The sequence below is a fragment of the Pseudomonas sp. REB1044 genome, from assembly GCF_038813925.1.
GTDB lineage: Bacteria > Pseudomonadota > Gammaproteobacteria > Pseudomonadales > Pseudomonadaceae > Aquipseudomonas > Aquipseudomonas boreofloridensis.
Window position 1 is genome coordinate 3,436,255 of the sequence record NZ_CP046139.1, and the last position, 20,547, is coordinate 3,456,801.

16 protein-coding genes and 2 pseudogenes are annotated in these 20,547 nt (G+C 50.6%); 9 read left to right on the forward strand and 9 right to left on the reverse strand.

Annotated elements, in window-relative coordinates; translation table 11 throughout:
- Positions 1–217: 217 nt before the first annotated feature.
- The 5 genes from GKC70_RS15780 to GKC70_RS15800 all read right to left on the reverse strand — a co-directional run bounded on the left by GKC70_RS15780 (position 218) and on the right by GKC70_RS15800 (position 6,249).
- The gene (locus GKC70_RS15780; protein WP_342649231.1) at positions 218–1,645 is read right to left on the reverse strand and encodes a UvrD-helicase domain-containing protein; all 1,428 of its coding nucleotides are present in this window, start codon (positions 1,643–1,645) and stop codon (positions 218–220) included.
- Positions 1,638–3,344: an AAA family ATPase gene (locus GKC70_RS15785; protein ID WP_342649232.1), complete on the reverse strand. Its 1,707-nt coding sequence runs from the start codon at positions 3,342–3,344 to the stop codon at positions 1,638–1,640. The genes GKC70_RS15780 and GKC70_RS15785 overlap by 8 nt, the downstream gene beginning before the upstream one ends.
- A gap of 569 nt (positions 3,345–3,913) precedes the next feature.
- Positions 3,914–4,864 carry a hypothetical protein gene (locus tag GKC70_RS15790; RefSeq protein WP_342649233.1) on the reverse strand — a complete coding sequence of 317 codons (951 nt, stop codon included), beginning with the start codon at positions 4,862–4,864 and terminating at the stop codon, positions 3,914–3,916.
- Between the two features lie 38 nt (positions 4,865–4,902).
- On the reverse strand, positions 4,903–5,436 hold the full coding sequence (locus tag GKC70_RS15795) for a hypothetical protein (RefSeq protein ID WP_342649234.1): 534 nt from the start codon (positions 5,434–5,436) through the stop codon (positions 4,903–4,905).
- 591 nt (positions 5,437–6,027) lie between these two features.
- The gene (locus GKC70_RS15800; protein ID WP_253168435.1) at positions 6,028–6,249 is read right to left on the reverse strand and encodes a helix-turn-helix transcriptional regulator; all 222 of its coding nucleotides are present in this window, start codon (positions 6,247–6,249) and stop codon (positions 6,028–6,030) included.
- 351 nt (positions 6,250–6,600) lie between these two features.
- Between GKC70_RS15800 and GKC70_RS15805 the strand changes: the two genes are divergently transcribed.
- From GKC70_RS15805 to greB (GKC70_RS15835), 7 genes and pseudogenes are all read left to right on the forward strand, one after another.
- Positions 6,601–6,921 (forward strand): hypothetical protein, encoded by a 321-nt coding sequence (locus GKC70_RS15805; protein ID WP_342649235.1) that lies wholly within the window; start codon positions 6,601–6,603, stop codon positions 6,919–6,921.
- Positions 6,918–8,306, forward strand: a complete 1,389-nt coding sequence (locus tag GKC70_RS15810; RefSeq protein WP_342649236.1) for a DEAD/DEAH box helicase family protein — start codon at positions 6,918–6,920, stop codon at positions 8,304–8,306. The genes GKC70_RS15805 and GKC70_RS15810 overlap by 4 nt, the downstream gene beginning before the upstream one ends.
- 174 nt (positions 8,307–8,480) lie before the next feature.
- Complete coding sequence (gmtY, locus tag GKC70_RS15815) at positions 8,481–9,845, forward strand: gamma-mobile-trio recombinase GmtY (protein ID WP_342649237.1); 1,365 nt, start codon at positions 8,481–8,483, stop codon at positions 9,843–9,845.
- A 26-nt stretch (positions 9,846–9,871) separates the two neighbouring features.
- Complete coding sequence (locus GKC70_RS15820) at positions 9,872–13,285, forward strand: VPA1269 family protein (protein WP_342649238.1); 3,414 nt, start codon at positions 9,872–9,874, stop codon at positions 13,283–13,285.
- A gap of 68 nt (positions 13,286–13,353) precedes the next feature.
- Positions 13,354–14,058 (forward strand): hypothetical protein, encoded by a 705-nt coding sequence (locus tag GKC70_RS15825; protein ID WP_342649239.1) that lies wholly within the window; start codon positions 13,354–13,356, stop codon positions 14,056–14,058.
- Positions 14,059–14,100: 42 nt separating this feature from the next.
- Positions 14,101–14,652: a gamma-mobile-trio protein GmtX gene (gene gmtX, locus GKC70_RS15830; RefSeq protein WP_342649240.1), complete on the forward strand. Its 552-nt coding sequence runs from the start codon at positions 14,101–14,103 to the stop codon at positions 14,650–14,652.
- 29 nt (positions 14,653–14,681) lie between these two features.
- Positions 14,682–15,183: pseudogene (gene greB, locus GKC70_RS15835) on the forward strand (transcription elongation factor GreB).
- Between the two features lie 148 nt (positions 15,184–15,331).
- Here greB (GKC70_RS15835) and greB (GKC70_RS15840) read toward each other — a convergent pair.
- From greB (GKC70_RS15840) to GKC70_RS15855, 4 genes and pseudogenes are all read right to left on the reverse strand, one after another.
- Positions 15,332–15,478, reverse strand: a pseudogene (gene greB / locus GKC70_RS15840) (transcription elongation factor GreB); the annotation flags it as partial.
- Positions 15,479–15,576: 98 nt separating this feature from the next.
- A complete protein-coding gene (locus tag GKC70_RS15845) occupies positions 15,577–15,885 on the reverse strand; it encodes a hypothetical protein (protein WP_342649241.1) in 309 nt (102 codons plus the stop codon).
- A 213-nt stretch (positions 15,886–16,098) separates the two neighbouring features.
- On the reverse strand, positions 16,099–16,533 hold the full coding sequence (locus GKC70_RS15850) for a DoxX family protein (RefSeq protein WP_342649242.1): 435 nt from the start codon (positions 16,531–16,533) through the stop codon (positions 16,099–16,101).
- 104 nt (positions 16,534–16,637) lie between these two features.
- Entirely contained in the window at positions 16,638–18,047 is a 1,410-nt protein-coding gene (locus tag GKC70_RS15855; RefSeq protein WP_342649243.1) for a transglycosylase SLT domain-containing protein, read from the reverse strand.
- 127 nt (positions 18,048–18,174) lie between these two features.
- On the opposite strand from GKC70_RS15855, the gene GKC70_RS15860 reads away from it, so the two are divergent.
- Both GKC70_RS15860 and GKC70_RS15865 read left to right on the forward strand, forming a co-directional pair.
- Complete coding sequence (locus GKC70_RS15860) at positions 18,175–18,972, forward strand: TatD family hydrolase (protein WP_342649244.1); 798 nt, start codon at positions 18,175–18,177, stop codon at positions 18,970–18,972.
- A gap of 87 nt (positions 18,973–19,059) precedes the next feature.
- A complete protein-coding gene (locus tag GKC70_RS15865; RefSeq protein WP_342649245.1) occupies positions 19,060–20,538 on the forward strand; it encodes a methyl-accepting chemotaxis protein in 1,479 nt (492 codons plus the stop codon).
- Positions 20,539–20,547: the final 9 nt, after the last annotated feature.

The following is a 20,547-nucleotide window of genomic DNA, read 5'->3' on the forward strand; positions in this document are numbered from 1 at the left end:
TCAGTTTTGGCGTTCGTTTTTGATTATGAGCCTACAACTATAATCTAAAAGAACCCAGCCATTGTTAACTACATTTTAGCTGATAGACAAACCCCGCCAAAAACCCACCGACAACAAACACCCCACTAGACATGACAAGTCCACTCCCATCGTTTTTTACCCATGTTCATCTCCTTAATAATTCGCGACTGTTTAGACCGATAGCGACAACGCATGACTATCTCACCGGCACATGCCTTTCGACTCCAATTATGGTGAGCGACTTCGTCCCACGCGTCATGGCAACATATAGGTCTTTAGCATCAAGTGAGTCCGCATCCAGGATAACAGCATGATCGAACTCCAATCCCTTAACCAACAATGTGGTCCCGATAAGCTTTTTGTGCTTGGTAGGTCGTCCCAAATGTCGCATGTCTCGTTGATAGCTCTTCCCTGCCTCAATAAGCGTCATCCCGTAGTTTTCACTATGCAGCTTCAGAATCTGCAGAAGCCGGTTCAACAGATCCCGTCGATAGGCTCCGGTTGCTGGGTTGACCTTCAACTCCACGAAGAACTTCAACAGATTCGAGCTAGTGGGATCTTCAAGGTAAGCATTTGCTGCCAATAGAAGCGATGGGTACTTGGTACCTTTACGCAGCACCGCAAACTCGCCGCGCTTGGTGCCCGCCGTAAGCACGTTGCTGACTCCAGTGAAACACTTCTTCGCAAACTCCACTGCGAGTAGAAAGCTTTTCTGGGTGGTTTTCGCACCGTGCATCTGTTTGAGAAACGTATGAAGCCCTTTACCCTCGATCTCCTCGATTGACGAAAACTTACCAGCCATTTTTCGGGCCAAGAGGTGTGTCTTGTTCTTCGATTGTTGATCCCCACCGAGCAATGCAATGACGCTTTCGTTGTGGTTTAGCAGCCCGTAAAGCGATGAATATTGCTTCTTTTCCAAGTTGTCGGGCTCGATGCGGTACCGAATGACACAAGGCGGTCGATTGTTTAGCAAGTCAATCCTCTGCCCAGCCTGGATTTTGTTGCGCACATCTCTGAGCCAGGCGCCGAGCCTTGGATTCTCAATCCAGCGCCAAGGGATGTCCAGCTCACCTAAGCATTCAAACGTGGGATAAACGCTCGTTTCCCAATCCACTGGCTTGGCATCATCGAAATCAAAAATCGACTGCATGGGATCGCCGAGCACCCGGCAAGGTAGAAACTCCGCCAGATTGTACACAAGTGAATGCTGAAGTTCTGAGCAATCCTGATATTCGTCGACGTATAGACCTGCATAGGTACTAGCAACGGCACGACGGATGAACGACCTTCTAAGGAGTTCGGAGCAGCTCGCGTAAAGCTGATTCCACTGATCATCTGCTGGGCTATCTGTACACCATCCAGAGGTCTTCGGATAAGCCAAGCACAGACGCAATGACCAACTAGCGATCGTATCCACCTGGTACATTGAGGACGGCACACCCAGTGCGGTCATTTTGGTTTTGATCGAGTTCACACCTGCGAACGTGTGGGTCAGAACCAGTTGCCTACCGCTCGCAGCACGCACTGCCAATGCGATGAGATGGGTCTTTCCATAGCCGGCTGGCGCGATCACGTACCCCTTGGAGCTACACCCGCTCAACTTGAGGGCCAGTTCTTCAGACATTCTCGATCCACGCCCACAGTTGATTGAGCTGGATGGCAAGGTTCGTTTTAGCGAACTCTTTGTCCGCGAAGGCAGGCCGGATGGCCCTGAACCAGCGATCTCCACGTGTGATGTCTTTAAACCAGCCGGATTTTTTGGCTGTAATGCCGATAGCCCTTCTCAGTTCTGGGCTGTCTTTCCAGGCACCAAGATCGCTATCCAGCTTATTGCCCAGCTTGGATGCAACCTGGTCGCTAACTGAGTAGCCGAAGCTGTCCCGAGCAAGCTGTACGCTCACGACTACATCGGCCCAAGGGAGATCTTGAAAAGCCCGCTCTTCCAACGAGAGCTTGTCACTCCACATAAACACCGGGATGCCCAACTTGTTGAGCTCTTGCGCATCATCCGCAGAAAATTGGTCATCAGCATCGGCGTCAGCAAAAGCCGCGACGTTGTAATGGAGCGCCTTGAAGGCCTTGGCTATCGCCTTCACCTTCGAACCTCCAAGCACGTCCAGCAAAGCGACGCCATGGAAGGACAACGGATCTTTTTCGTTCCCGACCTGATGATCGTCGAAGCCGCGGAGGAAGCCGACTTCTGTCGCACCTTCGCACACGACAACTTTTCTTGCGAGAAAAGCATCAGAACTCGACCGCACCTTTCCTTGCAATCCGTGTTCTTCAAGGCCTTTCCCAGCTGCTGGAATGACCTGCACGACGCCATCTGCGCGGTGAACGACGTAGAGCTCTTCAACTGTAAGTTCGCGCAGGACCGTTGGTGAATGGGTCGTCAGGAAATATTGGCCACGATCGTCCTCTCTGATGTGCTTGATTAACCGAGTGATTCGGTGTGGTTCCAAACCAAATTCCACCTCATCAAACAGGGTAATATGGCCCTCATCGAGTCCCACCTTTTGAATCCCACACAACAGCATACGCCTTGATCCAAGCCCCAACTGACGCAGCGGAATTTCACCGTCATGCAGCACCAGTCCACCAACCTTCAGGTTGATTGAGGTCAGGTCGAGGTGTGCCTTGTATGCATCGATAACCGGCACCCCCAGAAGCTTAGCAATGTGCTGAGACTTCATTGCTGCAGCGTCGAAATTCTTCAGCGTCTCCGCCCGATCAACGTCTAGTGACGATCGAGCAGTCCTGGAGGCGTCTGCCAACAATTCATTCAGGCTCTGTGCCTCCGTCAGCTTCGACAAGGCGGTACCAGTAGCCCAGGAGAGTTGCCGTTCACTGAAAGCCCCGATCAAGCCCACGCTGACCTTGTTTCTGTCAGCCTGCTTGAATTGAATTCCTTCTGGATTTCGTTCGCAAGTCACGACCCACTGAGGCTCAAGGTCCTTGCTGACTGTGAGCCTAACCGTTAGGACATTTTCCAGATGGTCATCCGGCTCGTCGACAATCCCAAGCGTTTCGTTGTCCCAACCCCGTAGGTGATGACCGTACTTCTTGAGCGAACAGAAATCATCAATCAGATCGCCGATGGTCGCCTCGATGACAATGGGGTCGTTGATGTTGCCCTTATGGAAGTCGGAGTCACTGAGCGTGAGGTTCCACTGGGGGTAGAACACATACCGTATCGCCTCCAGAATGGTAGATTTAGCAGAGTCGCCCTTGCCAATCAGGCAAAAAATGTGCCCCTTCGGCAAGCTCCATTCCAGCTCGCTGACACCTCGAAAGTTTTTGATCTTCAGTCTTCTAATTTTCACCGACCAGCACCTCCTTGAACCTCACCTACTGAAGCACGGCCAGCTATGCCGCGCTTCCACTTGGTTTCCCAAACGCTGCCGATCATTGCCGCCAACCCTTGGTGCCTTAAGCCGGTCAATGGATGCCGGCACAATGATGGCCACCAAGATAAGCACGAAACTGATGAAACAGCCACTAGGAGACACCCTGGTCGATGAGGTAAGCGGCACTTAAAGGCGTTACGTATCGCAGGATTAGGTTCGGGGCAATAAATTCCCATGAAGTGACTCCGCAGAGGAGCGCCAGGACCATGTCGTGCTCTACTCCTGAAACAGAATCACCAAGCTGCGACGGTTTAAAAAACCGCGACTCGGAGCAACGCGTGAATTACGCTCCCTTCAACTCGCATCAGAATTATGCGATTTGCCCCGCCTAATCCTAAGCCGCCAAGACTCACCTGAATTCCGGTAGCCCTGACCGTGACAATCGTATCTGAATAGCTGCTGCGATCCTGAATAATAGCGGTGTTAGCTTAGATATTTAGCCAAGCTCCACCAACCTCTGCGAGTAGATTTGCTATATTTCAGGATCATTTGAACGAAACAATTGTAGCCAACAGCAATTCGAGCTCCTTCACCCAGCTTGGACTTTGCAAAGCCGTGATAACCATAGACAGAACGGCAACCAATAGAGCCAAAACGGTCAGTACTTGTGTTTTCTGTTGCGCTTGCACGCTCTCACGGATGCTTATGATATTTGCTACTTGGTCAAAATGTTCTCGAAGAGAATGCTCCTCTACAAGAATTGTATCGCTATAATGGTCCGTGGCCTGAGTAAAAAAATGCCGCAGCGATCGCAATTCATTTTTAGACCCTAGGCCCGGCGCACTGTAATCGCCATAGCGGTAAAGAAAATTTGAAGAATGACTTGCGCGCCTCTTCAATTCTGATGCGATTACTGGCGCCCCTAGAGATTGATCGAAGAATTTTTGAATATCCTCAAGCAATCTCAACTGCTTTACCTTACCGATCTTCGAAAGCCGTAGAGAACTGCGGCTGAGCTTGAGCGCTTTTAGATTTTCAGTGAGATATCCAACCACACTGTAGTTAGCCAAAACATCTGAAAACACCTCAACAGCGTAATTTACATACTTGCGCTCCCCCTCACCATAATGCTTAAAGTCTTGAGATTCAGCTTCCGACTCGCAGACCGAGGAAATTAGATGTACTCCTTCGCGCCGAATCCCACTTTGACCCAAAGTAAATTTCAGACCACCTTTAGAATGTTTAGACCAAACCTCAGTAGGACGAACATTGAATACCAAGTCTTGCCATGACTCAAAGGGAGCACCGCGCCCCAAAAAGAGCGGCTCTAGTTTTGTAACCACAAGCTCTGCGGTAGGCATCGCATTTGCAGATACCCCGCAAAAGTACCCAGGCATATTCTTGCCGAACCACACCTTCGCCATTTCTTTAAATTTCGACCTAGCCCCCTCAACAGCCTCACGTTTCAAATCTAGAGGGCCGCGACGAGAAATCACCCTACGCCCCCTAAAGAAGCGACCTTTATAATCTTTCTTCAGCCCACGAAAATAGACATCCTTAAACTCTGATTCAAAACAAAGGCAACCACTACACAGGTTATTGCCGGAGTAAATTGATGAATATCAACCTTCAGAAATTTCACTTCCTTCGGAAGATCCATTTTATTATGTGTCAGAACAAATTCACGGCTGTCTTTAGAGTCAGCTACAACCCCAATATTGTACCAAGCGTTGCCGCTGCCATACTCTCGCTGCCTGCGAACCCAATCAGCCGCCGACTCGCGTCTTGGAAAGCCAAGACCTGCGCTCCACTGGAGCTTATCTAAACTCTCACATAAAGCATCCGCCTCACTAGGACCGTAAAATTCGGCAGCCCAAAATACCTCAACACGAGCTTCTTCATCCTGGCCAGGGAGAGACTCAGCATTTTCCGCTCGATCCAACAAAGAATAGCTTTCTCTATCTGAAGTAAAACGAGATACAAGATTCGGAAAGCACCACCTTGCTCGCCAGCTCAGATGATTTCTAAAGCGCTGAACAGCTGATAAAATATTGAAGTCATTCCCCATCTACTGGATTTCCATTTCCGCGCATAAATTTTCCGATTATTGCGAAGCATAGCATTAGGACATTAGGGTGCCGCGATGCCCCCTCCAAAAGAGCCAAATATCGCACGAACAATTACCGAACCAAAACTGAAACAAATAAAAGAGATATAAGATTACGAGTAGACACCGTGCTCAATCCGTAACAAGAGATTTTGCACCCGTTCGAATCCAGAATGATTAGTAATTAGAATGCAAGGCATACTCCTGCCAAGTCCATACGCCGGATCGGATACCCAACGCATCGCAAGAACCCGCTGCCCAAACACCCGTTGAGCCTCAGATAGGATTCTGTACTTTCGCCATTCGTAACAGCGCTGATTTGTGGACCAGCATCCCACTGGGACAGCCTCGCAAGGGCCAATGAGACGAACGGGTTTCATATCGAAGCTCCTGCAGCCTAGACCGAGAAACCTCAGAAGTAACATGTTACCTCGGATTCTGCCACAGCTAGAGGGCTGAGCCGATACTCTGCGTAGGAGTGGTCGCGCATACAAGATTTAGTAGGAAGCGGGAGCCACTCGATCCAATTAGACCCACCTAGCATAGCCCGTGTTAGTCGCGCAGATCTGTTGGCAATAGCGATTGCGGGGAGCATTCCAGCTCGTTCGCAATGCGATAGAGCTTCTCAATCGTAAGATTCACTTCCCCTCTCTCGATCCGCCCTATGTAGCTCCGGTCCATCTGGCAGGCGAATGCTAAGGCGTCTTGCGAAATTCCGACCACCAGTCTTTGCTCTCGGACTTTGCGTCCAAGAGCCCTTGCCAGCTTTTGCATATCCGCCTCGGTGTACATGAGGCGGGACTATCATCGTTTGCGGGGTGATCGGCGACGGATTATAATCCGCAATTGACGCATTTTTGCCACCCAGGTGCCTGTATGAAACCGGCTTCATTCGCTCTCGACAGGCACGTCTACGAGCTCTTGCAAAGCGGTAAGCTAGACAGCTTCACACCGCGTAGCCTTCGAGACGCCTACGCCCAGTCATACGGTGTAGCGCGCGAGCAAGCCTCTGATCTGCGACGGTATGTTTTCAGGCAGATTCTCCGCCTCGAAAGGATCGGATGGGTCGTGCGGGCCTCAGAAAAGCGTAGCCGCGATCAGCTGTATCACCTCCAGGACCTACCAGTGTCAGTCAGTCTTCGCTTGGTTGAGGATGGTTTTCAGTCCGTCGCAGCTTTCGCCACGCCTTCTGCAGAAAATGCCGATAAGTGTGCCTCGACTACCGATCACACTGCTCGACGGCTGCGAGCCATGGTCAAAGAAACCCGACTGGACTTCCTCACCTCGATGGGCGAAGCGGAACGATACAAACAGCTACTGGATGACCTGCCACACCTCCACTCAAAACTGGAAAGCGATTACTTGGAAGCGAGAGATCGTAGCTCTCGCCTGCTAGGTCACCTTAAAGCGGTTGAAAAAACCCTAAAAATATTGGGTATTGAATGAGCATGGTCCTACGAGAGTGGCAGAAAGCGTGTATAGAAAAAGCACTGCGACACTTCCAGCACAGTAGACATTTCTTTTGCCAAGCAACGCCAGGGGCCGGCAAGACAAGAATGGCTGCTCAATTGGCAAAAGAGATGCTCGAAAAAAAATGTATAGATCTCGTCCTTTGTTTCGCGCCCTCCTGTCAAGTAGTGGACGGCTTCAGAGTAGTATTTTCGAAAGTACTTGGACGTCGAATGGATGGATATGTGGGAGCAATTGGTGACGCTTCTACTTACCAGGGCATGGACACCAAGGGCGAAGAATTCTGGGATCTATTCCAACAGTATCGCGTTCTCGCCGTATTTGACGAAATCCACCATTGTGCAGGCTATAACATCGAATCCAGTAATACTTGGGGATCTACCATTATATCTAGGATTCAAAACCAAGCAGCTTACACACTAGCTCTGTCGGGCACACCCTGGAGGTCAGATGACAAGGCTATCGCGCTTGGACGCTACTCAGCAGTAGAAGGGACGTTAGCTTGTGATTATCGGTATGGACTCCAACAAGCCATTGAAGATAACGTTTGTAGATCCCCTAGAATCACCTTGATCGACAACCACCATTTACAGTTAACTGAAAAATCTGAACAGAACCACCTGACATCTCATTACGAAAATTTTGGACACTTGCTTGAAAGCTCACCGCTATGTTTCGAAGACATCCTTAGAAATGAAGAGATACTAGATCACATACTCGACTTAGGCTGCAAAAAATTAACTCAAGTAAGGAAAAGAAATCCAACTGCTGCCGGACTTGTCGTAGCAACCGACACAAAACATGCCCAGATGATCGCTAAGAAGCTCCAAAGCCGTGGCGAAAACTGTCGCGTTGTAACAACAAAAACTGGTGGCGCACAAGATAGCATCAATGAGTTCAGATCCGGAATTGGTTGCTGGATTATAGCGGTCGGAATGATTAGCGAGGGGACTGATATTCCAAGATTACAGGTATGCTGCTATCTCAGCCGCATTCGCACAGAACTGCACTACCGTCAGGTTTTGGGTAGGATTCTCAGGCGTACCGGAACAAGCGATGATCAAGCTTGGTTGTTTGTCGTAGCCGAGCCATCCCTCATCGAGTTCTCCCGACGCATTTCTGAGGACCTACCCCAGGACTTAGCAGTTGTCAAAATGCATGTAGGATCTCGACCGGAGAAAGAGGATTCTATAAATCACTCAAGTGACACATATATTGACACACTCCACCTTCACTCGACCTATGATGAGCTACCCGATGGAAGTAACTACCTTGCGACGGCACGAATTAGGGAACCTTACACAACATACGAACTGGGAGTGTCATCACTATTTCGTTTAGAACTGCTGGAAATCTTATAGCCACAAATAAACGCTTATCTCGATGGTTGAGTTGGCGCTGCGACTTGCGCTTTTGCATGATTGCACTAAAATATCAGCACCATTCTTTCCATGCCAAACACAAATTCTCATTAAGCCTCGATAGCAGCAATGAGAACTTTCCCTAATTCGGACAACCCTACCCAGGTTCTAGCAATGGCTTATATTATTAAAGTCAAAGCTCGCTACCAAAATGACGACACCGGACGTTCCATAAAACTTCCCGCCCTATTGACGGAGAGTGGGCTACTTATTTCTCACCTGCGCTACCTGGCTCACAACAACACAAAAAGCTCATCTTGGAAAGAAAAATCCACACAAGCTGTCAAGCTTTTAGTAGAGTACATCAATGCAAACGTAGGTCTTTTTAACCAAACAACCAAGCTCCTCGCATCTTTTGTCAGGGCATTAACAGAAGGCACTATTGATCCCAGAGTGCTAAAAGACCCTACGAACCTTTTCTGGTTGCCAAGATCTAGCGAGCACTGCTCCGACCTTCTTTTCTTGATAACGGACTATACTGATTGGCTTGCCCGTCAAAGTGATTTCAAAATAAAACGTGCTAATCCCTTCAGGCAAGCAACCTCTACAGAGCAGAGGATGAACTGGTGTGCGTTCCACAACAAAAGAAATAGAGTTTTCTTAAACCACCTCATGGACCCTGACAAATACAGTGAAGCGTTATGCACTGCGCGCGAAGTTAAGGGCCCACAACGACCTCCCGAAAACATTGCACCTGCAAAAAAATTCCCCGAAGACAAAATTGATCTTTTGATTTATCAAGGTTTTATCATGCCGGAATTCAATCATGCCAACGTACCTCAGCCTGACTATAAAGGACAGGCTTTGACTCTTCTCATGCATTATGGCGGCCTGCGCAAGTCAGAAGCCCTACACCTTTATTTATCGGACATTATACTGGACGATAAAAATAATGAAGCCATCGTCAGAGTTCACCACCCAGCCAATGGAAAATCTCCTGACGAGCAATACTTAACACGCAAACAATTTCTTGCGATACATTACGGTCTAATACCTCGCACCGAACACCTTAAAACAGAACGACTGCATTTAGGGTGGAAAAATCCAGTGCTTGACCACAAAGATGGCTATTTTGCAGTAAAGTTTTTCCCCGGTCACAAAGCGCAAGAGTTTTTGAATGTATGGATTAAATACCTCAAATTCCAGCGAGTTGACCCAGATCCAGAATACGATCATCCATACGCATTCACAAATTCAAAAGGCGAACCTGAAACGCTCAAAAATGCTCAACGTCTACATAAACTAGCAGTAGAACGAATTGGGTTGCTGCATCGCAAAATAGTTGGCACGAGCGAGCACGGACATAGACATAGCTACGGATATAGACTTCGGGAAAATGGATTCAATCAGATTGATATTCAAAAATCCATGCATCATCGAAGCCCTGACTCATGTTTAGTTTATATTCAGCCCACAGATGAAGAAATACGACAAAAAATGGCGGCTAGCCACGAAAGCTGGTCTACACTCAATGGTTAGTAGCTCCACACCGAAAGTGAATCTCAATGTCGGACAAAAGAAAAAAATCCGCAGAGTGCCCTGAAAAAATTTATGCGCACGAGTGGGCTTCGTGCTATGAGCTTTTGGAAAATGAAGAATTATTTGATAAATACTCACCCCCACTCCAGCTAAAGTCACGCGCTTGCAAAATCAGTATGATTAACAGTACAGATTGCAATTCTCAACGACTTATTACTCCACCGTTTCCAAGCTCTCCCTACCAAGCGTATTCTAACGATTGGATTTCATGGTATGACTTATGTCCAAAAAAAACTGAGAAGTATTTAACATTACTTGAAGCTCAAGCCTCAGCAAGGCAACTCGGCATAAAAAGCAGTTCTGAATATAAACGCCACTACCGAACTGACCCTAAGCTACCCGCTTGTCCCGATGTAGAATATGCGAACGCATGGCAGTCGTGGTACGACTTTTGCGGAACAAAAAGGCCAGCGAAGAAATATGCCAAGTTGATCCAAGCGAAATCCGCGGTCAGAAAGCTAGGCATAAATACCAGTAGAGCTTACAGACTTCGTTGGCAGGAAGACCCAAGACTTCCTGCTAACCCATACATTGATTACGCCAATGATTGGATTTCATGGTACGACTTTTGCGGCAGTGAAAAGCCAATTGAAAAGTACCTTACGCTTAGTGAGGCACGTTCAGCTGTAGCTCGTCTTGGCATATCGACCGTCGCTCACTACAACACTGATCACCATAAAGATCCTAAATTGCCTGGTGATCTCCGCTTTTACCCTGAATTCACTAACTGGTTAGATTTCATTGGGAAAAGCAAATATAAAAACTTTTACCAATCCATTAGCGAAGCCAGTAGAGCTGCTCTAGCAATCGGCATCGATAGCCGCTTTCAGTATGTTGAATTAAAAAGATACAAAGATGATCCAAAACTTCCTGCCAACCCTTTTTATTATTATCCGGAATGGAAGGGTTGGAGTCATTTTTTGGGCACCGATAACTGCACTCCATCGTATGAAACGTATGAATTAGCTTCCACAGCCGCTATATCATTAGGAATCAGGTATGGCAGTGAATACTTTACTCGTCGCGACGAGGACCCAAAACTACCAGCTCATCCCGAGACCAAGTATAAAGACCAATGGAAAGGCTGGGTTAAATTTCTCCATCCCGGAAAAACCAAGGATGTTTATGAAACATTTGAGGAAGCTAGGTCTGTAGCTAGAAGCATGGATTGTAAGTCCCGAAAAGATTATTATCTGAGATTTAAAGACGATTGGCGTCTGCGTAGAGATCCAACGTGTATTTACCCAGACCACTGGACTTCATGGGAGGATTATCTCAACCTAACTGAGCGATATGACACGTTAGATGCGGTCCGCGAAGCCGCTCAAAGGCTGGGAATCACCACAAAGCGTCAATATGAACAGAATTATCATAAGGACCCAAGACTGCCTGGATGTCCGGACCAGTTTAAAAGCGACTGGAAGTCATGGATACATTTCTTTTTACCTGTCAAATACACTTGCCTAGAGGATATCAGAATAGCAGTCAATCGACTTGACATAAAAGACAGCCAAGACTACCGAAAACGCTATAAAGACTACCCACCCTTACCGGCCCATCCTGAACGTGTGTTTCGAGATGAGTGGACAAGCTGGTATGACTTGTGCTCCATTAGAGACTTCTACACTTTCGATGAAGTTTTGAGGATCATCCACCCCCTCAACTTGACTTCCATGAAGGAATACAAAGACTATGTAAAGTCTTCGAAAGACGAAAGACTGCCGTCTACTCCAGACAAAGTATATTACAAAGAGTGGACCAACTGGTATGCATTTCTTGGGAAGCCGGAGCCATTCACGGAAGTGTCCATCAATGCTGCCCATTCGAAGTGGCTAGAGGACTTACAACGTTTTATGAAAGAGGCTCGCGGCGGAAGAAGCAAACAGCTTTCAATCTGCCGTTTTTTGGCAACTTATGTACAGCCAAATGGATTTGGCGCCAACCCAGCTGAATTTCTCTCAAACAAACTTATAGACTTACAACACTTCAACAGCTATGTAACCGCCACTATCCCAGAGAACATGAAGCGCAGTTTCGTAATGGCCATCAACGAATTCATGCGCTTCATAATTCGTGAGGATTTTACGCTTGAAGATGACGATACTGGCGAATTGATCATCGCAGAGGGTATCAGCAATCCATTACGTGGCAGTGAATTAGATTACTCGGGCCCTACAAATAATAGCGGTCTAGGTGAATCATCGAAGCCTGCGCTGGCCTATCAGTACGTTGCTGCGATGCAAAAGTGGATAATCCCCCAAGGCGCAACCAATTTTTCGGACTTAACCCACCTTCATGACTTTGATGCTGATTGGGTTGAGATTGATGTTAATATTTTTACTGAGAACCAGAACGACCCAGACCTTGTCACTCGATGGATTGGTGCAAAATTCAAAGCGTGGTTCCCCATGTATTGGATGAAAGTTCTCACTCTCGTTTCAGTACCGGCCAGAGGCAGGCAAATCGCCTACTGCGATTCCGGTGAAGGCGATGAGTACATTCCGATTTATCGTGATGGCAACGTGGTCTGGATTAAAAATGAGTCTCAGCTTGCCGGAACAACCAAAGATCAGAGTTTTATAAAACGCTACCCGGGCGACCACTGCGGCATGCACATTACGAGCAATAAAACCAGCATTGGCTATAAGGGTTACAGCGTACCATGGATCCCCCCTCACTTAGTCCCTTGGATAATCAAACTTCGTCAATGGCAGGAAAAATATAATCCTATAACGCGCCCAATGCCATGGATTGAATGTATTCGCACCAATTTAAATGAAAGTCAGCGCCTTGCAAAAGGTGCAAACTGTTTCTTATTCCGGCTATTCGGTGCTGAAGAGCCAGGTTTGTCAACCAATATCCTCACGCCTCGGCTCGCAGCAGCCCTTTGTCACTCACAGCCTCGCGACCTATCTTTAGCACTGCTAACAGGCCCTAAAGAAAAATTGCACTGCTATTCGTCCATGTACACGCCTCACAGCATGAGGGTCAGCCTCATCACAGCATATGCCCACGAGTTCGGATTACCTATCGAAATCACAATGAAGATTGCCGGCCACACTTCAATCGTCATGAATTTATACTATGTAAAGATATGTAGCATTGAACTCCAACGTAAATTTTCAGAAGGCGAGAAGCGCGCACTACAGAACCAAGCTTTTGTCGCACAAAGTATGATTGAACAGGGTAGGATCGACAATATCAACGGTCAACTTGTTGCAAACAGCCAAGAAGCGCTTGATCTGATCTATAGAGAGAAGTCTCCCGGCAGCTATTTATTTCGAGACTATGGTTTTTGTCCATATGCTGGGCCAGATGTAATGACGGAGGGTCTCTTGGGAAAGGCGATATCTGGCTGCCAGTCCCTGGCGGTTACTTAGGCAGTCAAAATTGCATAAGATGTCGTCACTTTGTAACAGGCCCAGCATTCATAGGGGGTCTACTAGCTTTGGGAAATGAAATATCCCTAGAAGCTAACCTTCAATTTGCAAAATACGACGAGCTTCAAGCTAAAGCTGAAGAACTGAGAGCAGATATCGATGATTGCGACGAACGCGAATATGAATTAAGCAAATTGGGCGAAATCTTTGAAAGCCGAGACCATAGCTTGGAAGTTAAGCATCGTAAACTTTTAGCTGAAGCCGAGAGTGCTGCCAAAAAGCTTGATGTCTTGATGTGCGATGTACAGGCTAGCGCTAGCCTTATAAAACAAATCGAACAGGTCACGCTAACGAAATCTGAACCCAAGCCCCAAGAGTCGCTCATGCTTATCGTGCAAGAAGGTCACGAACTCAGACTCGCCCTGGAAGAAACCACCCACTTCCATCAGCTAAGCGAGGTGTGTGAAAACGCCGAGATTTATGAGTGCGCCTCCGCCAACTCCGCTTTGGCCGCTAGATCTCAGTTGTTGGACAAGATGCTAGAAGACAACGCTTCCCCACAAAGAATGTTCAGACTAAACAAAGAGCAGCAGCTGTTAGTCGGAAATCAAATTGCTAGACTATTGATGTCTAGACTGAGAAGCTGGGAACGAGTTGACTCACTTATTAGCGGAAAAATAAGACTTGGTGAGTTGGTTGGACTCGAGAGCATTTCACTAAAAGAGCTTAGTGAAGTTTTCACAAATAACACAAAAAGCCTACCTCGGGCCTAAGATCATGACACCATCTGAAACATTAGAGAGCCTTAAGCAGAATTGCAGCATAAAAAACAGCGCACGCTTGATGCGGTCTTCGAAGTATGCAACGAGCTGCTAGCGAACGAAGAAAAAAACTTTTCGTTCGCAACCATTGCGCGTCTTGGAATTGATCGCGGAGTTCCAAATGCCCAAAGCATGAGAAATAGGTCTGGACAAATATATCGCGTACTTATTCAAGCATTTAAAGAAGCCTCGGGTCCAGCTGAACGTGCGCGAGCCACGTCAGATTGGATTGATGCCATTAAAGATACAAAGGTTAGATTTCTGGCGCGCGCACAAGAAGCAGAGAATCACCGTCTTCGGAGTCTACTTAGAGAAATTACACCTCCTAATCTTGAGATTAGGGTTGACGACCGCACCCCTTTTTCAGTCGAAAATAAATTAACAGAAATAGAACGTAGGGCTCTTCTGTATTTGATCTCGGAAGAGTTCAGGCTACAATGGGGCTACACCTTGGGAAAGCATGGCGACCTGATGGACAAAAATGGCGTGAAAGTTTTTCGCCCAGGAACATTTGATGCAATAGAGAAAGTTCTCAAAGCATTGTAACCAGAGACTGATTCGAAAGCAGGCAAAGAATGGCTACCAATTTAATTACTGAAGCTGGCTATCAGTCTTTAAAAGATGAACTGGATTGGCTTTGGCGCGAAGAGAGACCAGAAATTACAAGAAAAGTCACTTGGGCTGCGTCACTGGGCGATCGAAGTGAAAATGCGGACTATCAATATAACAAAAAAAGACTGAGGGAAATAGATCGCCGCGTTAGGTATCTCCGAAAGCGGATCGAAGATCTGCGAGTAGTCCCTTACTCCCCCGCTCAAGAAGGTAAAGTTTTCTTTGGGGCTTGGGTAACTATTGTCAACGACGACGATGAGATAAAGAAGTTTCGCATTGTGGGCGGCGATGAGATCTATGACAAAAAGGTTTTATCTCTATCGACTCCCCGATGGCACGTGCGTGCATTGGTAAGAATGTAGGGATGAGATTGTAGTACGTACACCAACTGGCGATGCCTATTGGGAAGTTTCAGAAATTGAATACAGCACGGTGGAAGTTGAACCCCGATTTTCCAAGCCCTGAAACACACGCAAACCGGCCACCGCTGCTCCTAGGACTAGATAGCAGCGATGGTTGGGATGAATAGTATGGCCTAGCAGTACTATACTATTATAAAAAACCATTAAATTCAGTAATTTAGCTTAAATAGTATGAAGCCGAGGGGTACTTCCTTCCAGTCAGCGTTCTCGCTGCGATCGCCCAAAGACGCCGCCCACGTCACCTTCTGCGTGATCTCCGGACGGTAGACGCGCCACAAATGATCCAGCTCCTTCTTGAGCGCCTCATGGCCTTCGATGGTGATGATATTGGTGCTCAAACCGCTCGCTCTCCTCACGACTACCTGCGCAGGCGACATCGGCCTGGCGGGGCTGGGAGCTTAACGAAAAAACACAGCGCACGACATCTGCCAGAGAATCAGCCGCGCGTAATCAATCCCTGGCGAGCAATACGGGTAAGGTGACCGATGATTTCGCCAGCCTGTTCGCCCGTCGGTGCCTGGATGACTGCCAGATCGAAGCGGTCACTGGCGTACCGGGCAAGGTCGCAGGCGTTTTCGGCGAACTGGATGAGGAAGGCGCGGGCTTGACCCTTGCGGCGGGAAAATCCATCGAGATTGCGCAGCAGTGTGGGTTGGTGCTGACCACCTAAAAGGATGCGAGGCGTGCGTGCGGCCTGATCGGCTGGCAGTGGAGTCAAGCAGACGCTGGTACGTGGGCAACTCATGGAGTATCTCTCCGCCTCGCAGATCCCGCTGGGCAGCGGTGGGAGGCGTCACCGAACCAGCGCTTTAGCGGTATTTCGGATGGCCTTGCAGACCTTTCCTGCGCCCCGCAAGTAGCTGTTTAAATCGGCGCAAGCGTTATCCTAGAGCGTCTGATGGCAAGCTGCAAGTGGCTGCTCACTTGCAGTTTGCCGCCAACGGGTTGCAGGCATATGTCAGCGGGCTATCAGGCGATCCAACGACACCCGACCGGCGCCTTCTAGGAGAATGGCGAGGGTGCCGGCCATCAACGCAAGCGCGAACTCATAGCCATTGTTGGCCATAAACAAGCCGTTGCTAATGTGCACAGTGAAAATTGCCACCACCAACGTTGCACTCAGCACCAGCGCCGCGGGACGCGCCAGCAGCCCGAGCAGTAAAGCCAGCCCGCCGAAGAACTCGGCACTGCCGGAAAGCACGGCCATCAGATAACCAGGTGCCAGTCCGATGCTTTCCATCCACTGGCCGGTCCCCTCAAGGCCGTAGCCGCCGAACCAACCAAAGAGCTTTTGTGCGCCGTGCGCCATGAATATGAAACCAATCAGAACACGCAACAAGCTGACGCCAAAACCGGCGCGGGTGGAAAGGAGGGCTTTGATGGTAGGGCTCATCTTGCAATTTCCTTAAACGGATGTGGGGAATGAGCGCCATATTAATCGATTTTAAAGATACGAAAATCGCAAATAACCGAACCAACCTATCGATTAATTAGAACCTATTGCCGCCCTATCCCCTGTTCAAGTCCTGATCGCTCACGGTTGAATGCCAGGAAGTACTTGTTGACGCTGTTGACGAAGTTGACTGTTCCCATCCCCACCTGCTCCATCGCGATTCGCTCAGTCTGAAAGAACCACTGATTGGCGTTCAGCCCGCGCCGACGCGCCTGCGCCCGCATGGCCTGAACCCGCTCGGGACCAAGGTTGTAAGCCGCGAGTACAAAGGCCATGCGCTCACGCTCATTGAGTTGGGGGCTGGAAAAGAACTTGCGACGAATCATGGCCAGATAGCGCGCGCTGGCCTGAACATTGCCATCGACCGTCGAGGTATCGTTCACGCCCACTCGCTGAGCAGCAGAGGGAGTGATTTGCATCAGGCCGTGAGCACCACCCACGCCACGCGCCTTGGGGTCAAGGCTCGACTCCTTGAAGGCCAGGGCGGCCAGGTTGAGCCAATCGATCTGTTGCTCGGCCGCATGCTTCTGCAATACCGCACGCACCGATACCAAGCGCCGGCGATCTTGCCGAGCCAGTGGATCATTGACGCGGTACTGACGTCGATAGATGCGCTCAAACGCGGCATCCTGGTTATCTGGGGCACGGTAGCTCGCCAGAAAGCGGTCGATGCTGCTGAGCAACTGCGTGGCATCCTTGCGCACATACCAACGCATGGCCTGTGGCTGGCCAAGGTGCAAGCGCGTGTCCAGCCGCAGTTTGGACATCACACGCGCCCAACGTTGGGCAATGGGACGCTCTACCACGGTCAGGCGATAGATACCGGCCTGAACCATTTCCAGCACATCCTCCACCGCCAGGGTCGGGTCTACCCACTCGATCCTCACCGGCGCACGCTTGCGCAGCGCCAGTTGCTGATTGATCTGCTCGATCACCGGTCCCGCCGCACTGGCCGTGGTCAACGCAATCGTGCGTCCAGACAACTGTTCTATTCGACTGAAAGACCGATCACCTTTGCGCCCGACCAGCACGAGTGCGACCTGATCGACCACGGGTGCACTGACGCCCACTTCATGGACCAGCGCCGCATCGAGCAACTCACCAGGCGCTGCCAAATCGCCTTCGCCGCGACGCAATGCGCCAATGAGCTGCTCCTTGGCTCTGGGAACGACCTTGAAGGTTATTCGCTGTCCTTCATCCATCCGTGCGTTGAGTGCATGCTCCAGTGCTCGCAAGCGGTAGTACTCGACGCCGACCGGCTCACCCTTGACCTCACCTGAGCTGTTACGGCTCTGATTGACCAGCACCCTCAGCACCTTGCTGGCGCGGATCTGCGGTAGATCACGGACCTGAGAAGCTGGCGCGTGCTGCACCGGACCGGCTTCACGCGCGAAGGCAGGCATCATGTTGAGCAATCCGAGCAACAGCAGAGTCGTCAGCAACAATCGCAGCATGGGAAGTGCATCCGGGAACGGTCAAGAGATGATGGCAAAAGACCACCGATCTTGTGCGAAGTTCTTGGTTTTCCCGCGAAATGGCGGACTTTGCTATCGTGGCCGTCCCGCAGCATGAGACAGCACCATGCAACTGATCGATATCGGCGTCAATCTGACCAACAGCAGCTTCCATCAACATGAAGCGGCAATCATCGAACGCGCCCGTGAGGCCGGCGTGGCGCAGATGGTGGTTACCGGCACCAACCTGGACGTGAGCGAGCAAGCACTTGAGCTGTGTCAGCAACTCGATGCGCAGGGTCAGTGCCTGTTCGCCACGGCCGGCGTCCACCCCCATGAGGCCAGCACCTGGAGTGGAGAAAGCGAGCGCCGTCTGCGCGAACTGCTGAAAGCGCCACGCGTGCGAGCGGTGGGTGAATGCGGATTGGATTTCAACCGCGACTTCTCTCCTCGTCCCCTGCAGGAAAGTGCCCTGCACGCGCAGTTAGCGCTGGCAGCTGAACTGCAGTTGCCGGTGTTTCTGCACGAACGTGACGCCAGTCAACGTCTACTAGCCATTCTCAAGGACTACCGCGACCATCTGAGCGCTGCAGTGGTGCACTGCTTTACCGGAGAACGCGACGCCTTGTTCGCCTATCTGGACATGGACCTGCATATCGGCATCACAGGTTGGATCTGCGACGAACGCCGTGGTACGCATTTGCATCCGCTGGTCGGCGACATTGCCCAGGGCCGACTGATGCTGGAAACCGACGCGCCCTATCTTCTCCCACGCAGCCTGCGCCCCAAGCCCAAAAGTGGACGCAACGAACCCGCCTACCTACCCTACGTACTGCGCGAGGTCGCCATGCACCGTGACGAGAGCGTCGAGCAGTGCGCTGAACACACGACGGCGACGGCGAAGGCTTTTTTCAAACTCCTTTGATGCACATCATGACAGTCGACTCATCGAGCGCGCACAATGATGGCACCTTGCCAATAATGTTTCCGCTCAACTCAGAGAAGACCTTCCATGGGTGCCTGGCTTAGCAATATTTCCCTGAAGTACAAGTTTTGGGCCGTCAATGCGGTGGCCTTTGTCACGACCTTGCTGCTGGTACTTTACGCCGTCAATCTCGAGCAACAGGCCCGTGCCGAGGCGGCGCACGCGCAGGCCCTGGCTCAGGCTGAGGCGCTGGCCAGATGGCCCGCCAACCAGCCCCTTCCTCCCCTGGCTCAGATCATCACCTGGCAAACAGGCCAAACCCCTACGTTCGCAGGGCAGTCTCTCGAGTCACTGCGCGAGGCCCAAGGCTGGGTCGATCTACCGGCAGCTTGGTTGCTCGGCACCGATCCCCTGCGCGGCGCCCAGGTACTACGCCTGGGCGACCAGCACATTGCCGTGCTGGCGCAGTCACCCAGCCTGCGCCAGGTATTTTTTGACCGCTTCACCCAATATGCGCTGTGCGTGCTGATCCTCATGCTGGCGATGCTCTGCGCCTCGCAATTGCTCATCCGCTTCCTGCTGAGCCAGCTCAACATGCTCAAGGACGTGATGCTGCATGTCGAACGTACCGGCGACCTGTCGGCCCGGGTGCCGCTGGCCTGCGGCGACGAGGTGGGCCAGATGGCCGGTGCCTTCAATGCCATGCAGACCACTTACCACCGCGTGGTGAGTACCGTGGCGCGAACGGCAGCACAGCTCGACGCAGGTGCCGCACGCTTGGCGACCAGCATGAACGAAGTGCGCCACGGCATGATCGGCCAACAGAGCGAGACCGACCAGGCTGCCACCGCCATCAACGAGATGTCCGCCACGGTCCACCACATTGCCCAGCATGCAGGTGCTACTCGCGATCTATCGCAGAGCGCCGATACCCTCGCCGGCAGTGGACAGGCAGTGGTGACCCGCGTCCAGGACTCCATCTCTGGCCTGTCCAGCGGCGTACAGCAGACTGCCGAGATGATTCGCCAACTGGCCGACGACAGCCAGAAGATCAACAGTGTGGTCAGCGTGATCCACAGCATTGCCGAACAGACCAACCTGCTGGCACTCAACGCGGCTATCGAAGCAGCGCGGGCGGGCGACTTGGGTCGGGGCTTCGCGGTGGTCGCCGATGAGGTGCGCAACCTGGCCAAGCGGGTACAAAGTTCCACAGACGAGATCACCACCATGGTCTCGGCACTGCAGGATGGGACCCGCGATGCAGTGGACTTCATGCAGGAAAGTTCCTTCAAAGCCGACGATTGCGTGCAGCAGGCACGTGAAGCGGGTGACGCCCTCGCCGAGATCACCCAGGCAGTGGCTCAAATGCGCGAAAGCAACACCCAAATCGCGGTGGCTGCAGAGCAGCAGAGTCAAGTGGCCGAAGAGATGAACCGGGCGGTGGTCAGCATCCGCGACGTCACCGAGCAAACCGTACAGCAGACCGTGGGTTCGGCTACCACCAGCAACGAGCTGGCAACGCTGGCCGGCGAGCTGAACAAAGCCATCGGCCAGCTCAAGCTATAGCCCCCATAA

Bases quoted from the DNA above. Each gene is read 5' to 3' on its own strand.
- GKC70_RS15780 (WP_342649231.1), bottom strand. From the start codon at position 1,645: ATGTCTGAAGAACTGGCCCTCAAGTTGAGCGGGTGTAGCTCCAAGGGG.
- GKC70_RS15795 (WP_342649234.1), bottom strand. From the start codon at position 5,436: ATGGGGAATGACTTCAATATTTTATCAGCTGTTCAGCGCTTTAGAAAT.
- GKC70_RS15800 (WP_253168435.1), bottom strand. From the start codon at position 6,249: ATGCAAAAGCTGGCAAGGGCTCTTGGACGCAAAGTCCGAGAGCAAAGA.
- GKC70_RS15810 (WP_342649236.1), top strand. From the start codon at position 6,918: ATGAGCATGGTCCTACGAGAGTGGCAGAAAGCGTGTATAGAAAAAGCA.
- gmtY (WP_342649237.1), top strand. From the start codon at position 8,481: ATGGCTTATATTATTAAAGTCAAAGCTCGCTACCAAAATGACGACACC.
- GKC70_RS15820 (WP_342649238.1), top strand. From the start codon at position 9,872: ATGTCGGACAAAAGAAAAAAATCCGCAGAGTGCCCTGAAAAAATTTAT.
- GKC70_RS15845 (WP_342649241.1), bottom strand. From the start codon at position 15,885: ATGAGTTGCCCACGTACCAGCGTCTGCTTGACTCCACTGCCAGCCGAT.
- GKC70_RS15850 (WP_342649242.1), bottom strand. From the start codon at position 16,533: ATGAGCCCTACCATCAAAGCCCTCCTTTCCACCCGCGCCGGTTTTGGC.
- GKC70_RS15855 (WP_342649243.1), bottom strand. From the start codon at position 18,047: ATGCTGCGATTGTTGCTGACGACTCTGCTGTTGCTCGGATTGCTCAAC.
- GKC70_RS15860 (WP_342649244.1), top strand. From the start codon at position 18,175: ATGCAACTGATCGATATCGGCGTCAATCTGACCAACAGCAGCTTCCAT.
- GKC70_RS15865 (WP_342649245.1), top strand. From the start codon at position 19,060: ATGGGTGCCTGGCTTAGCAATATTTCCCTGAAGTACAAGTTTTGGGCC.